The organism is Streptomyces sp. SudanB25_2051 (assembly GCF_964272635.1).
Classification (GTDB): Bacteria; Actinomycetota; Actinomycetes; order Streptomycetales; family Streptomycetaceae; genus Streptomyces.
On the sequence record NZ_OZ186787.1, the window covers coordinates 5,118,677 to 5,134,282 of the forward strand.

A 15,606-nucleotide genomic window follows, 5' to 3' on the forward strand; every position below is an offset into this window, starting at 1 on the left:
TTCTCCCGCACCCGTGAAAGGACATCCATGACCACCGCCGCGACGCCGCTCGACGCCCACACCGCCGAGAAGCACGTCCTCGCTCTCGCCGAGTCGGTGTACCGCCACCCGGCTCTCAACAACGCCTTCTACGACCTGTGGCGTTCCACCGAACTGTCCGCGGAGCAGGTCGAGACCGTCGCCCGCAACTTCTACGCCCAGGTCTCGCCCACCGTGAACCGGCTGGCCCTGGTCTTCCTGCGCATGTCGCCGGACGACGTGGCGGCCCGCTCCGAGACCGTCGAGAACATCAACGACGAGATGGGCAACGGTGACCCGGCCAAGGCGCACACCGTCCTGCTGAAGAACTTCTTCTCCGCCCTGCTTTCCCGGATCCGCGGCCACGAAGTCGACTTCGACGACATCGACCCCACCGTCCTGCCCGCCACCCGGCGACTGGTGGAGCAGGGCGCCGCCCTGTTCGGCCACGAGAACGTCCGGGTCGGCTGCGGCGCCCTGCTGGCCCAGGAGTGGCACGCGTATGCCCAGCTGGTCTACCTGTACGAGGGCGCCCGCAACTACCTGCACCACTTCGCGCTCGAGGAGTTCCACGAGCACTGCGAGTTCTTCTACATCCACATCGGCGCGGCCGAGAAGGAACACAAGCTGCACGCCGTGTCCAGCTCCGCGGCGCTCTGCCGCGACGAGGAGGACCTCGCCGCCCTGGAGCACGGTTTCACCAGCTACCTCGGGCTGCTCGCCGACTTCTGGCAGGAGCTGGCGGACGCCGTCGGCGCCACGACCGCCTGACCGCACGCCCCCGCACCATCGCCCCGCCCGACTCGCCGCCGACCCACTCCGACAAGAGGCTGAGCCATGACCGCCGTACCTCGATCCGTCGTCGTCCTTGTCGACCCCCTGCGGGCCGGCACCAGACTGGCGCAGCTCTTCAACGGGCTCGGCCTGCGCTGCGTGGCCGTCCTGTCCGAGGAGAGCGACTCGGCGTTCTGGCGGGAGTCGTTCCGTCCCGGGGACTTCCTGCTGACCCTGGAGGAAGCCGACGGCTTCGACGCACTGCTGCGAGGCCTGTCGGCGTACGAGGTCGCCTGCGTGGTCCCCGGCGGCGAGTCCGGTGTCGCGCTGGCCGACCGGCTGGCCCCGCACTTCCCCGGCGTCCCCGCGATGGCGCCGCGGACGGCCGGGGCCCGCCGGGACAAGTACCGCATGGCCGAGGCCCTGACCCGCGACGGCCTCGCCGCGATCCCGCACTGCCGGACGGGGGACGTCGCCGAGGCCCTGGAGTGGTACGGCACCCGCTCCGACGGCCGGGTCGTCGTCAAGCCGCTGGCCGGCACGTCGGCCGAGGGCGTGCGGTTCTGCGCATCGGCGGACGAGGTGCGCTCCGCCTTCGCCGAACTGCTCGGCAGCGTCAGCCTCTTCGGGCGGTCCAACGACGAGCTCCTGGTCCAGCAGGACATCCTGCACACGGGCGGCGTCGAGTACACCGTCAACTCGGTCAGCTCCCGCGGGCGGCATCATGTGACCGACGTGTGGCGGATGCACCGCCGCATGGTCGGTGCCACCGCCGTGTGCACGTACTCCGACCTCGTCCACCCGGACGAGGCCGAGTACGAGCCGCTCGCCGCCTACCTGTTCGGCGTGCTCCGAGCGCTCGGCATCGACAACGGCACCGCGCACAGCGAGATCATGATGACCCCCGACGGGCCCGTGCTGATCGAGACCGGCGCCCGGGTCGAGGGAGCCTGCGACCCCGGAGCCGTGTACACGGTGTGCGGGCGCAGCCAGAACTCCCTGCTGCCGCTCAGCTACCTCGACCCCGACGGTTTCGCGCACGCGATCCGCAGGCCGCGGCCCGAACCCCGGCTGCACGCGCGCCACGTGTACCTGCTGAGCCCCGTCGAGGGGAAGGTCGTCCGCGCGCCCGACCTCAGCGGCATCCGGGCGCTGCCCACGTTCCACGGGCTCGACACCACCCTGGACTCCGTGCCCTACCTGGAGCGGACGGTCAACTTGGCCACCTGTCCCGGCAACCTGTATCTGATCTCCCCCGATCCCGAGCGCATCGAGGAGGACTACGAGGCCCTGCGGGCCCTGGAACCGCACCTCTACGCCGACATGCTCGCCGACTGAACGCGGGGGACAGCCAATGGACGTCTTCACCGCGCCGCTGCCCCGTCGCAGCGGCACACGGCCCGCCGAGGCGCGGCCCCGTCCTTCCCGGGCGCAGCCCGCGGGACCCGCCCCGCGGGGGCGCCGGCCGGGCGCGCCGGACATCGGTTCGCCCGACCCGTCGGCGCCGCGGCGGCGCCGTACACCGGTGGATGCCAGGGACCATGGCGCGACTCCCCTCTGAGCTCCGCACCGCCCTGGGGCGCCGGGCGTCGGGCGTGACGACGGGCCGGTCGCGGTACCGGCTGCTGCTGGCGGTGCCCGGCATGCGGACCACCCTCGTGACGGGTCTCCTCGTCAAACTGCCCGTCATCGCGATACCGCTGGTCCTGTCCTTGCAGGTCTCCCTGGGTCTGCACCGCTCCCTGGGGGCCGCCGGACTCGTCGCCGGGGCGTGGATGGCGGGCGTGATGGCGGGAGCACCCCTCCTGGGGTGGGCCATGGACCGGTGGTCGATGCGGCCGGTCCTCGCCGTCAGCGCCCTGGCGCAGGTCGCCTTCTGGACGACGGCGGACCGGCTCCCCTATCCCGCGCTGCTCTGCGCCGCCCTGGCCTCCGGGCTGCTGCTGGTGCCCGGTTCCACGCTGACGCGGATGGTGCTGGCCGCGCGGACGGCGCCGGAGCACCGGCAGGCGGCGTTCGCGCTGGACACGGTCACGAGCCAGCTCTCCTATCTGGCCGGACCGGCCCTGGGGGCCCTCCTCTCCACGCAGGCGTCACCGGCGACGGCGTGCCGCCTCCTCGGCGTCGCCCTGGGCCTGGCGCTGGCCGCCTTCGCCCTGCGCTCCGCACAGCCGTCCCGGCCGGCGCCCGCCCCGGACCCCGGGCCCGTACCGGACCGCCCGGCCCCGGGGGAGCGGGACGATCCGGCCGGCGGAGCGGAGGAGGTGGGTCCGGCCGGTGCGGACGGCAGGATCCGGGCGACCGGTGCGCCGGTCGCCCCGGTCACCGCCGCGGGATCGGCGCTCGCCTGTGCCTTCGCCACCGGCACGGTCTCCTCCGGCTTCGAGCTGTCCCTGATCGGTCTGTGCCGCGCGCAGGGAGCCGTGCCGTGGGTGGGGCTGCTCATCGCGGTGTGCGGGCTCTACGCGGTCCTGGGCGGCCTGCTGTCCGGCACCCTCGCCGTCACGCCCCGCCCCGCCGTCACGCTCCTGCTGCTCGGCCTGGTCACCGCACCCCTGGGCCTGGCCGGCGACTGGCGCGTCCTGCTCGTCGCCGTCGCCCCGGCCGCGATGCTGGCGGCCGTGTCGTTCGCGGTGACCGCCGCGGCCTGCACCGCGGCGGCCACCGAGCGGACCCGGGGCCGGCTGCTGGGCCTCTACGGGGCCGCCGTGGCCGGCGGCAACGCCCTCGGCGCACCCCTGGCCGGCCTGGCGTCGGCCGCGGCCGGACCGGCGGGCGGCTTCCTCGCGGTCGGCGCGGCGGCAGCCCTGGTGGCCCTGGCCTGCCACGTCCTCGCGGCCCTGACCGGCCGGGCCCGTCCCCTCCCCTCGCAGAAAGGCTGACATGCCCGCCACTCCTCTCGTGTGCGTCGTCGACTCCTACGGGCTGTCGAAGACCCTGGTCGACGCGTTCCTGCGACACGGCGCGGCCGTGGTGCGGGTGCAGAGCACCCCGGAGGTCCCGGCCGCCTACCGGGGGCCGTTCGACCTGTCCTCCTACCGGGACAACATCGTCCACCGGGGGGACCTCGCCGCCACGGCCCGCGCGGTCGCGGCCCACCGGCCCGTCGCCGTGCTCCCCGGCGGGGAGATCGGCGTGGAGCTGGCGGACGCGCTCAGCGAGCTGCTGGGCCTCCCCACCAACGGCACCGCGCTGAGCGCCGCGCGCCGCGACAAGTACGTGATGATCGAGACGGTCGGACGGGCCGGGGTGGCCGCCGCGCGGCAAGCGCTCGTGACCGACGAGGAGGCGGTGCGCGCCTGGCACGGTGCGGTGGGCGGCCGGGTCGTCGTCAAGCCGCTGCGCAGCGCGGCGGGCAACGGCGTCCACTTCTGCGACACCCCCGAGGAGTCGGCGGCTGCCGTCCGCGCGGTCATCGGCTCCGAGAACGTCTTCTCCGAACGCAACACCGCCGCCGTGGCCCAGGAGTACCTGCGCGGCACCGAGTACATGGTGAACACGGTCAGCCGGGACGGCGTCCACCGGGTCTGCGAAATCTGGCGCACCACCCGGATCACGGCCAACGGTGTGGCCGACCTCTCCGACAGCGTGTACCTGATGCCGCGCCGGGGCGAGACGCAGGACCGGCTGACCGCGTACGCCGGCGAGGTCCTGGACGCGCTCGGCATCCGGCACGGCCCCGCCCACGTCGAGATCAAGATCACCGCCTCCGGGCCCGTTCTGGTGGAGGCGGGCGCCCGGATAGGCGGTGCCGACCTCCCCCACTACGCGCGACTCGCCCGCGGCTCCTCGCAGCTCGACTGGACGGTCGACGCCTATCTGGACCCCGAGCGGTTCCTGGCGCGGCACGAGGACGACGACCCGCGTGCCCTGCACTGCGCGTTCGTCGGCCTGGTGTCCCCGTTCACCGGCACCCTGCGCGGCTACCCGCACCTGGAACGGGTGCGCGCACTCGAGAGCTTCCACGAATTCCGGGTCGCCGTGGCGCCCGGACAACGGATCCGGCCCACGGTGGACGACCTGAGCTACCCCGCGATCGCCGTGCTGGTGCACGACAGCGAGGAGACCGTCCTGCGGGACGCCAACACGATCCGCTACCTGGACGGCCCGTCGTTCTACGACGTCACCGACCTGAGCCCGGAGTAACGCGGCCGGCGCGCTCCCCGCCACCCGTCGCCCGCTCGTCCCACGTCCCGTCACACGTTAGGAACCCGCATGCCCACCACCCCCTCCGAGGAGCGGTCCGCCGGCACCGGCGCCGACCGGCGGACCGCCCGGCACTGGACGCAGCGCTGGGACCGGCAGCAGGAGGAATTCCTCCCCGAGCGGGAGGCCCTCTTCGACGCACTGATCGACGTCGTCCAGGAGAGCGCCGGGCGCCCCGACCCCCTGGTCGTCGACCTGGGCTGCGGGCCCGGCTCGATCGGGGCGCGTCTGCTGCGGCGCCTGCCGGACGCCACCGTCGTCTCCGTCGACGCCGACCCCGTGCTCATCGCCCTGGGCCGGGGCGCCTACGGCGACGTGCGCGGCCTGCGGTTCGTCGCGGCGGACCTGCGCCGGGCCGACTGGGTGGACCGCCTGGGCCTGGAGCGGCCGGTCGACGCCGTGGTGAGCAGCACCGCCCTCCACTGGCTGGACCCGTCGGTGCTGACCTCGGTGTACACGGCCGCGGCGGAAATGCTGCGGCCCGGCGGTGTCCTGGTCAACTGCGACGAGCTGGAACGCGACCAGGACGCGGCGCCGACGCTGGCCCGCCTCGACCGGGCCCTGCTCACCCGGGAGAAGGCCCGCCGGCTCGCCGCCGGGCACGGCGAGGGCTGGTACGACTGGTGGGAGCGGGTGCTGGCCGAGCCGGCCCTCGCCGAGGCGGTGGCCGAGCGGAAGCGGCAGGGGTTCGACGGGGAGCACCACAGCGACCTGTCGGCCGCGGCCGAGGACCACCGCACCGCTCTGCGGGCCGCCGGGTTCGCGGAGGTCGGCACGCTGTGGCGGCGCGGCGAGGTGCAGCTGCTCTGCGCGGTGACCGCCTCCCCCGACGGAACCGCGGTGCCGGCCCGTCCCCACACGCACAACCACGCACCGGCGACGCGCCCGTGAGCAGCGACGTCATGCGCCTGCTCGGCCCGACGGAGCGCAACAGCTGGCGGGCGTCGGGCCGGCACGTCGACCTGACGCGTCCCGTGCGCGCACCCCGCCCGGTGAGTATCCCCGCCGCTCCTCAGCACCTGACCCTCGATCTCGCCCGCACCGCACTGATCGTCGTCGACATGCAGAACGACTTCTGCTCGCCCCAGGGGTGGCTCGCATCCATCGGGCTGGACGTCTCGGGCGTCGACCGGCTCATCCCCACGCTCGCCACGACGGTCTCGAAGCTGCGCACCGCCGACGTCCCGGTCATCTGGCTCACCTGGGCCAGCCGCCCCGACCGGGCCAACATCCCCCCGAACGTGCTGCACGCCTACGACATCGCCGGCGAGGGCGGCGGTGTCGGCTCCCTGCTCCCCACGACGGGCACCCGCGTCCTGGAGGAGGGCAGCTGGGGCGCCGCGCTGGTGGACGGGCTGGAGCCGGAGCCCGGCGACTTCCATGTCACCAAGCAGCGGATGAGCGGCTTCTTCGACACACCCCTGGACTCCGTGCTGCGCAACCTCCGCGTGGACACCCTGCTGTTCGCCGGGGTCAACGCGGACCAGTGCGTCCTCGCCACGCTCACCGACGCGGCGTGCCTCGGCTACGACGCGGTTCTCCTGGAGGACGGCGTCGCCACCACCTCACCCGAATTCTGCCTCCGCGCCACCCTCTACAACGTCGAGCGCTGCTTCGGCTTCGTCGCCCGGGGAGCGGACCTCCTCGCGGCCGTAGGCGACTCGACCGCCGCCGCGGCGGACAGCGGGGGCTCCACCCCGGTCCGCCCCACCTCCGCACCGTCCGAACCGTGAAGGATCACACCGTGGCCGACATCCGGATTCCCGCTGACATCACGCCCGCCGACGGCCGTTTCGGCGCGGGCCCCTCCAAGGTCCGTACGGAGGCGCTGGACGCCCTGGCCGCCACCGGCGCCTCCCTCCTCGGCACCTCCCACCGCCAGGCCCCGGTCAGGAACCTGGTCGGCGAGGTGCGTGCCGGCGTCCGTGACCTCTTCTCGCTGCCCGAGGGCTACGAGGTGATCCTCGGCAACGGCGGATCGACCGCCTTCTGGGACATCGCGACCCACGGCCTGATCGAGAACAAGTCGCAGCACCTCGCCTTCGGCGAGTTCTCGTCCAAGTTCGCGAAGGCCGCGAAGGCGGCCCCGTGGCTGGCCGAGCCGACCGTGATCTCCTCCGACCCGGGCACCCACCCGGAGCCGGCGGCCGAGGCGGGCGCCGACGTCTACGCGTACACGCACAACGAGACCTCCACCGGTGTCGCCGCCCCGCTGAAGCGGGTCGCGGGTGCCGACGAGGGCGCGCTCGTTCTGGTCGACGCCACCTCCGGCGCCGGCGGCCTGCCGGTCGACATCACCGAGACGGACGTCTACTACTTCGCCCCGCAGAAGTCCTTCGCCGCCGACGGCGGCCTGTGGCTGGCCGTGTTCTCCCCGGCCGCCCTGGAGCGGGCGCAGCGGATCCACGCGTCCGGCCGCCACATCCCGGAGTTCTTCAGCCTGCCGACGGCGATCGACAACTCGCTGAAGAACCAGACGTACAACACCCCGGCCCTGGCGACCCTCTTCCTGCTGAACGAGCAGCTGAAGTGGATCAACGGCCAGGGCGGTCTCGACTGGGCCGTGGCCCGGACGGAGGAGTCCTCGCGGGCGCTGTACGGCTGGGCCGAGAAGTCCGCGTACGCGAGCCCGTTCGTCACCGACCCGGCGAAGCGCTCGCAGGTCATCGGCACGATCGACTTCGCGGACGGAATCGACGCGGCCGCGGTCGCCGAGGCGCTGCGCGCCAACGGCATCGTGGACACCGAGCCGTACCGCAAGCTGGGCCGCAACCAGCTGCGCATCGCGATGTTCCCGGCGGTCGACCCGGCGGACGTCGAGGCGCTGACGGCTTGCGTCGACCACGTCATCGAACGCCTGTGACCACGCGCGCCGACAACGGATGAGGGGGGCCCGGCACCGCGCCGGGCCCCCCTTCCGCGCCGGGAGAGGAGCCGGGCCGCCGTCGGGCGCTCCCCGCAGCGCGCGGCGCTGCCGGAGCCGGTGAGAGGAGCCCCTGACCTGCGGTTCTTGCCGCTGTGCGGTTGGTGCGGTGCGGGCGTCGCGGGCGATGTCCCGGCGCCGCGATGACCCGGACGGCACACGCGCGCAAGTGATGTGACGGGCCGTCAGCGGTACGGAGCCGCCCTCCCCGACCGGTACGGCATCACGGCGGCGGCAGGCCGCGCTTGCCGCCGTGGTTCCGGCCGCGCTTGGGCCGTATGCCTTCGCCACGGCTAAGGTATGCCGCCGTACTCGGCGGATCGCTCCCCTGAAGGGGTGGGAATGGGGCTCATGGACGCGGACCACGCGAAGCTGGTCGTCGCGGCGCAGGCCGGTGACGACCGGGCGCGCGAGAAGCTGATCGCCGCGTACCTGCCGCTGCTCTACAACATCGTCGGGCGGGCGCTCGGCGGCCACGCCGACGTGGACGACGTCGTCCAGGAGACCCTGCTGCGCGCGGTGCGCGACCTGCCCGACCTGCGTGCCCCGGAGAGCTTCCGCTCCTGGCTGGTGTCCATCACGCTCCGCCAGATCAACACCCACTGGCACCGGCAGCGCACCCTCGCCGACCGGACCACGGTCATCGACGACGCCCTCCGGGTCCCGAACGCAGGCGCCGCGCCGGAGGACGTGACCATCCTGCGCCTGCACCTGTCGGACGAACGCCGCCAGGTCGTCGAAGCCGCCCGGTGGCTCGACCCGGACCACCGGACGCTGCTGTCGCTGTGGTGGCAGGAGTGCGCCGGCCTGCTGAGCCGTCAGGACATCGCCGACGCGACGGGGCTCGGCGTCGCCCACGCCGGGGTGCGCCTGCAGCGCATGCGCGAGCAACTGGACCTGAGCCGGACGATCGTCGCCGCTCTGGAGGCGGACCCGCGCTGCCCGCGGCTGGAGGAGACCGTCGCCGGCTGGGACGGTGCGCGTACCTCCGTGTGGCGCAAGCGGATCGCGCGGCACACCCGCGACTGCCCGGTCTGCAGCGAAGCGGCGACGCGGCGGGTCCCGGCCGAGCTCCTGCTCATCGGGGTCGCCCCGCTGGCCGTCCCCGCGGCGCTCGTCGCCGCACTGACCGCCAAGGGCCTGCTGTCGGGTACGGCCGCGAGCGCCGCCGGGCTGGCCGCGGCGCCCGTCGCCGCCGGCGCGTCGGCGGGGGGCGGCGGTCTGCACGGCTCGCTGCTCGGCAAGCTCCACGCGGTGACCGCCCATCCGGTGGTGGGCCTCACCGCCGGAGCGGTGCTCATCGCCGGGGCGGCCACCTACGCGGCCTGGCCCGAACCGGCGCCCCGGGCGCCCGGAGTCACCGCCGCTCCCACGGGCGGCACTCCCTCGGCCGGCGCGCCCGCGGCCGGTGCGCCCCCGGCCGGCACCCCCACGCCGATACCGTCGCCCACGACCGCGCCCACCGCGCCGCAGGCCGCGCCGTCCCCGGCGGGTCCGTCCACCGCCACGGGCACGGTCCCGCTGGGCGCGCGGTCCCTGGAGTCCGTGGACCGGCCGGGCCTGTTCATCACGTATGACGGCGACTTCGCGGCGCTCGGCCCCGTCGGCCCGTCCAGCGGCGAGCCCGTACGGCGACGGGTCACCTTCACGGTCGTCAGGGGGCTGGCGGACACCGGGTGCGTCACCTTCCGCGCCACGGACGGCCGGTACCTCCGCCACCACTACCTGCGGCTCCGCCTGAGCGCCGACGACGGCAGCGCACTCTTCCGGGAGGACGCCACCTTCTGCCCGCGCCCCGGGACGGCCGCCGGGTCCGTGACCCTGCACGCGCACAACTACCCCGGATCGGTCATCCGCCACCGCGACGGCGGCCTCTGGCTCGACGGCTTCGACGGCACGCCGGCCCTCGCCGGGCAGGCCTCCTTCGTCGTCCGCGGGCCCTGGGCCTGACAACCGCTCCCCGTTCAGCTGCGGCCGCGGACCGGGCCGCCCTCCGCACGCCGCCGCACACCGCCTCACGCTGAGCGCCTGTCCGCCACCGGCAGCGGTGTGGTGCGCCCTTCGGCCAAGCGCGACCAGACGGCGGGGACCGGCATAACGCTTTCCGCCTGCGAGATGCGTCACCTGGGCAATCGCCCGGACGGCGCGGATTTTCCGTTACGGGCCCGCGGGTCGCCGAGCCTCCACTTCAGGGGTTCCCTTCCCGCCGCTCACGTCGACGCGTCGACGCGGCGGGTCACCGGGCATCCCCGCGACCTGTCCCCTGGAGAAAGCACTCCCATGACCCGACACACCGCCGGTCCCGCGGCGACCGGTGCGCGGGAACGGATACGCGTCCCGCACCCGGCCCGCCCCGCGGCGGACCAGGCCGCCCCGGCCGACGCGCACACGATCACGGCACCCGGCACGACCCGCCGCCACCCCCGAGGAGAATCATGAAGGGCCTGCACCGACTGCCCCGGCGCCGCCGGGCACTGACGACGGGGCTCGCCGCCACGGCGCTGGTGGCCGGCGTCGTGACGTTCCTGCCCAGCTCCGCCGGGGCCGCGGGCCTGGGTACCCAGGCGGCCCCCTCGGGCAGGTACTTCGGCACCGCCGTGGCCGCGGGCCGGCTCGGCGACCCGGCGTACACCGCGATCGCGGACCGGGAGTTCAACATGATCACCCCGGAGAACGAGATGAAGTGGGACGCCGTCGAGCCGTCCCGCGGCGACTTCCGGTTCGGCCCCGCCGACCGGATCGTCAACCGCGCCCTGGAGCGGGGCCAGCGCCTGCGCGGCCACACCACGGTCTGGCACTCGCAGCTCCCCGCCTGGGTCAAGGCCATCCGCGACGCGGGCACGCTGCGCAGCGTCATGAACCACCACATCACCACCCAGATGTCCCGCTACAAGGGCAAGATCTACGCCTGGGACGTGGTCAACGAGGCGTTCGCCGACGGCGGGAGCGGCCGGCTCCGCGACTCCGTCTTCCAGAAGGTCCTCGGCGACGGCTTCATCGAGGAGGCCTTCCGCACCGCCCGCGCCGCCGACCCCTCGGCCAAGCTCTGCTACAACGACTACAACATCGAGAACTGGTCGGACGCCAAGACCCAGGGCGTCTACCGCATGGTCAAGGACTTCACGTCCCGCGGCGTGCCCATCGACTGCGTCGGCCTCCAGAGCCACTTCGGCGCGGGCGGCCCCCCGGCGAGCTTCAGGACCACCCTCGCCAACTTCGCCGCGCTCGGCGTCGACGTCCAGATCACGGAGCTGGACATCGCCCAGGCGTCACCCACCCACTACGCGAACGCGGTCAACGCCTGCCTGTCGGTCGCCCGCTGCACCGGCATCACGGTGTGGGGCGTCCGCGACAGCGACTCCTGGCGCAGCGACGAGAAGCCCCTGCTGTTCGACGGCGACGGCAAGCCCAAGCCCGCGTACGCCGCGGTCATGAAGGCCCTCGGCTCCGGGTCGGGCACCACCCCGACCCCACCCGCCGCCGGTACCGGCGAGATCAAGGGCGTCGCCTCCGGCCGCTGCCTCGACATCCCCGGCTCGGCCACGGCCAACGGCGCCCGGGCGCAGCTGTGGGACTGCGGCGGACAGGCCAACCAGCGCTGGACCCGCACCGCCGCCAAGGAGCTGAGGATCCACGGTTCCAAGTGCCTGGACGCCAGGGGCAAGGGCACCGCCAACGGCACCCCGGTGGTCGTCTGGGACTGCAACGGCGGCACCAACCAGAAGTGGGACGTCCACGCGAACGGCACGATCACCGGCGTCCAGTCCGGCCTGTGCCTCGACGCCGTCGGCGCGGCCACCGCGAACGGCACCACGATCCAGCTGCACACCTGCGCGTCCGTCGGCAACCAGAAGTGGACGGCCCCGTCCGCTCCGGGCGGCGCCACGGCGTGCGCCCTTCCCTCGACGTACAAGTGGAGTTCGACCGGTCCGCTCGCGCAGCCGTCGAACGGGTGGGCGGCGCTGAAGGACTTCACCCATGTGACGGTGGGCGGCAAGCACCTGGTCTACGCGTCGAGCGCGTCCGGGACCACCTACGGGTCGATGGCGTTCAGCCCGTTCACCGACTGGCCGGACATGGCGTCGGCCGGGCAGCGCCGGATGAACCAGAACGCGGTGGCGCCCACGCTGTTCTACTTCGCGCCCAAGAAGATCTGGGTGCTGGCGTACCAGTGGGGGGCGTCGCCCTTCAGCTACCGCACGTCGAGCGACCCGACCGACCCCAACGGCTGGTCCGCGCCGCGGCCGCTCTTCACCGGCACCCTCCCCGACTCCGTCACCGGCCCGATCGACCAGACCCTGATCGGCGACGAGAAGAACATGTACCTCTTCTTCGCCGGGGACAACGGCAAGATCTACCGGGCGGCCATGCCGATCGGCGACTTCCCCGGCACCTTCGGCTCGTCGTACACGACGGTCATGAGCGACACGGCCAAGAACCTGTTCGAGGCACCGCAGGTCTACAAGGTCAAGGGCCAGAACCAGTACCTGATGATCGTCGAGGCCCGCGGCGCGAACGAGCAGCGCTACTTCCGCTCCTTCACCGCCACCAGCCTGAGCGGTGCGTGGACCCCGCAGGCCGCCACCGAGAACAACCCCTTCGCGGGCAAGGCCAACAGCGGAGCCACCTGGACCGACGACATCAGCCACGGTGATCTGATCCGCACAGGCCCCGATCAGACGATGACCGTCGACCCGTGCAACCTGCAGTTCCTCTACCAGGGCAAGTCCCCGCAGGCGGGCGGCCCGTACGACCAGCTGCCGTACCGGCCGGGTCTCCTCACCCTGCGGCGCTGAGCCGCCCGCCCCCCCACGCGACCGTGCGGCGCGCGAGCGCCGTCCGCGGTCCGACACGCAGCCGTGCGGCGCGCCGAGCGCCCGTCCACGGCGACACGCAAGGAGCACATCCCCCATGAACCACCCCACCCGCGGCCGGCGCCGAGGCCGGCACCGCCGCCGCTGGAGCGCCACCGCCCTGCTGCTCGCGGTGCCCGCCGCCGCCGTGCCGTACCTCCTGTTCACCCAGGACGACTCGCAGGCCGCGACGGTCGACGGCGACGCCTACTACCGGCTCGTCTCCGTGCGCAGCGGCAAGGTGATGGACGTCAACGCGTTCTCCACCGCCGACGGCACCCGCATCCAGCAGTGGACCGACCAGAACACCGCCAACCAGCAGTGGCGGCTGCGCCCCACCGGGAACGGCCATTACGAGCTGGTGAACCGCAACAGCGGCAAGGTGCTGGGCATAGCGGGCGGCTCGACCGCCCGGTCGGCCGTCGCCGAGCAGCAGACCGACAGCCCCTCGCCCTCCCAGGAGTGGCGGATCGACGCGGTCGGCGGTACCGGCGCCGTCACCTTCACCTCCCGCGCCAGCGGCCTGGTGCTGGACGTCTCCGGAGGCTCCACCGCCCAGGGCGCGGCGATCATCCAGTACCCCGGCCGGGGCAGCACCAACCAGCAGTGGCGGCTGGTGAAGGTGACGGAGGGCCAGGCGGCGGCCGCGGCCGGACCGTACCGGTGGAGGAACGCCCAGGTGGTCGGTGGCGGTTACGTCACCGGGCTGGTGTTCAACCCCCGGGAGCGGGGCCTGCTGTACGCGCGGACCGACATGGGCGGCGCGTACCGCTGGGACGCCGGCGCCGAGCAGTGGGTGCCGCTGACCGACTGGGTGGGGGAGAAGGACTGGAACCTCCTGGGCATCGACGGGGTGGCCACCGATCCCGTCGATCCCGGGCGGCTCTACCTCTCGGCCGGTACCTACACCAACGAGTGGGCCGGCAACGGCGCGATCCTGCGCTCCACCGACCGGGGCCGGACCTTCCAGCGCACCGACCTGCCCTTCAAGGTCGGCGCCAACGAGGACGGCCGCGGGGCGGGGGAGCGGCTCGTGATCGACCCGTCCGACCACCGCGTCCTGCTGCTGGGCACCCGCCGGAACGGCCTGTGGCGCAGCACCGACCACGGGGCGACATGGCGGCAGGTGTCCTCGTTCCCCGTGAAGGACGGGGCGGGCAGCGGCGCGGGCATCTCCTTCGTCACGTACGGCCCCGCCGGCAGCGGCACCGTCTACGTCGGCGTCGCGGACAGGTCCACCTCCCTCTACCGCTCCACCGACGGCGGCGCCACCTGGCGGGCCGTGCCCGGGCAGCCCACCGGCCAACTGCCGCAGCACGGGGTGGTCTCCCCGGACGGCTCGCTGTACCTGTCGTACACCGACAACCCCGGCCCCAACGGCGTGACGGCCGGCTCGGTGTGGAAGCACGACCCGGCCCGCGGGGCGTGGAAGGAGATCTCCCCGTCCCGGGGCGCCTACGGCTTCTCCGGCCTGGCCGTCGATCCGCGCAAGCCGTCCACGGTGATGGTCACCACCCTCGGCCGCTGGTGGCCGGAGGACGAGATCTACCGCAGCACCGACGGCGGCGCGACCTGGAAGGCGCTGGCCGGGAAGTCGGTGCGCGACGCCTCCGCCGCCCCGTACATCGGCACCCACACCGGGCACTGGATGACCGCCCTGGCCATCGACCCCTTCGACTCCGGGCACGTGCTGTACGGCACCGGCAACGGCATCTGGCGCAGCAGGGACGCCGACGCCACCGACAGCGGCGGCACCAGCCACTGGAGCGTCGGCGCCCGCGGCCTGGAGGAGACCGCGCTGATGGACGCGATCGCCCCGCCCGGCGGCGCCACCGTCATCACCGCGATGGGCGACCAGGGCGGCTTCCGCCACGAGGACCTGACCAGGGTGCCCGCCGGGCGGCTGGACAACCCGGTGATGACCAACAGCACCGACATCGACTTCGCCCAGGGGGACCCCTCGGTGATGGTCCGGGTCGGCCGTGGCGGCGCGCAGGACGGCGCCTACTCCGCCGACGGCGGCCGCAGCTGGCGCGGCTTCAGGTCGGAGCCGGTGGCCGGCGCCCGCGACGGCCGTGTCGCGCTCGCGGCGGACGGCTCCGTCATCGTCTGGACCCAGGCCGGCCAGGCCCCGTACCGCTCGACCGACAAGGGCGCGAGCTGGTCGAAGGCCGTCGGCCTGGGCACCGACGCCGTCGTCGTCGCCGACCGCTCCTCGGCCCGGACGTTCTACTCCCTGTCCGGCGGCACGCTCCACGCCAGCACCGACGGCGGCGCGACCTTCACCGCCCGCGCCCGGAACCTGCCCGCAGGCCGTCTCGCGGCCGTCCCCGGCGTCGCCGGGGACCTGTGGATCGCCGGCGGCGCCAAGGGGCTCCTGCACTCCACCGACGGCGGCCGCACCTTCACCCCGCTCACCACGGTGCGGTCCGCCGCCGCCCTCGGCTTCGGAAAGGCCGCACCCGGTGCCTCCTACCAGGCGCTGTACCTGATCGGCACGGTCAAGGACGTCACCGGCGTCTTCCGCTCCACCGACAAGGGCGCCACCTGGCTCCGCGTCAACGACGACGCCCACCAGTGGGGCGCCATCGGCGGCGTCGGCGTCGTCACCGGCGACCCCGACACCTACGGCCGCGTCTACGTCGGCACCAACGGCCGGGGCCTCCAGTACGGCGACCCGTCCTGACCGACGCGCGTGTGACGTCCGCGCGGACGGGCCGTCCGCAAGGGAAGGCCGCCCTCCCGACCGGTGCGCCACCGGCCGGAGGGCGGCCTTCCGCCGTGGACGACCCCGGCCGGGGCGCGCGGGCGGGTGATCCGTCCGGCACATCC

11 protein-coding genes are annotated in these 15,606 nt (G+C 73.8%); all 11 read left to right on the forward strand.

Annotation, left to right across the window (positions count from 1 at the left end):
* Positions 1 to 27 precede the first annotated feature (27 nt).
* Positions 28 to 789, forward strand: a complete 762-nt coding sequence (locus ACSUPT_RS22955) for an iron-containing redox enzyme family protein (protein WP_351964988.1) — start codon at positions 28 to 30, stop codon at positions 787 to 789.
* Between the two features lie 66 nt (positions 790 to 855).
* Positions 856 to 2,130 (forward strand): ATP-grasp domain-containing protein, encoded by a 1,275-nt coding sequence (locus ACSUPT_RS22960; RefSeq protein WP_365724338.1) that lies wholly within the window; start codon positions 856 to 858, stop codon positions 2,128 to 2,130.
* Positions 2,131 to 2,333: 203 nt separating this feature from the next.
* Complete coding sequence (locus tag ACSUPT_RS22965) at positions 2,334 to 3,674, forward strand: MFS transporter (protein ID WP_404148527.1); 1,341 nt, start codon at positions 2,334 to 2,336, stop codon at positions 3,672 to 3,674.
* A gap of 1 nt (position 3,675) precedes the next feature.
* Complete coding sequence (locus tag ACSUPT_RS22970) at positions 3,676 to 4,938, forward strand: ATP-grasp domain-containing protein (RefSeq protein ID WP_351964985.1); 1,263 nt, start codon at positions 3,676 to 3,678, stop codon at positions 4,936 to 4,938.
* A 69-nt stretch (positions 4,939 to 5,007) separates the two neighbouring features.
* On the forward strand, positions 5,008 to 5,889 hold the full coding sequence (locus ACSUPT_RS22975; RefSeq protein ID WP_436945402.1) for a class I SAM-dependent methyltransferase: 882 nt from the start codon (positions 5,008 to 5,010) through the stop codon (positions 5,887 to 5,889).
* Positions 5,886 to 6,731, forward strand: a complete 846-nt coding sequence (locus ACSUPT_RS22980; protein ID WP_436945403.1) for a cysteine hydrolase family protein — start codon at positions 5,886 to 5,888, stop codon at positions 6,729 to 6,731. Before ACSUPT_RS22975 ends, ACSUPT_RS22980 begins: the two co-directional genes overlap by 4 nt.
* Before the next feature lie 11 nt (positions 6,732 to 6,742).
* Positions 6,743 to 7,861: a phosphoserine transaminase gene (serC, locus tag ACSUPT_RS22985; protein WP_436946255.1), complete on the forward strand. Its 1,119-nt coding sequence runs from the start codon at positions 6,743 to 6,745 to the stop codon at positions 7,859 to 7,861.
* Positions 7,862 to 8,263: 402 nt separating this feature from the next.
* Positions 8,264 to 9,871: a sigma-70 family RNA polymerase sigma factor gene (locus tag ACSUPT_RS22990; protein ID WP_436945404.1), complete on the forward strand. Its 1,608-nt coding sequence runs from the start codon at positions 8,264 to 8,266 to the stop codon at positions 9,869 to 9,871.
* 330 nt (positions 9,872 to 10,201) lie between these two features.
* Entirely contained in the window at positions 10,202 to 10,360 is a 159-nt protein-coding gene (locus ACSUPT_RS22995; protein ID WP_351964981.1) for a hypothetical protein, read from the forward strand.
* A complete protein-coding gene (locus ACSUPT_RS23000) occupies positions 10,357 to 12,717 on the forward strand; it encodes a non-reducing end alpha-L-arabinofuranosidase family hydrolase (RefSeq protein ID WP_361662555.1) in 2,361 nt (786 codons plus the stop codon). The genes ACSUPT_RS22995 and ACSUPT_RS23000 overlap by 4 nt, the downstream gene beginning before the upstream one ends.
* 115 nt (positions 12,718 to 12,832) lie before the next feature.
* Complete coding sequence (locus ACSUPT_RS23005) at positions 12,833 to 15,460, forward strand: RICIN domain-containing protein (RefSeq protein WP_436945405.1); 2,628 nt, start codon at positions 12,833 to 12,835, stop codon at positions 15,458 to 15,460.
* Positions 15,461 to 15,606: the final 146 nt, after the last annotated feature.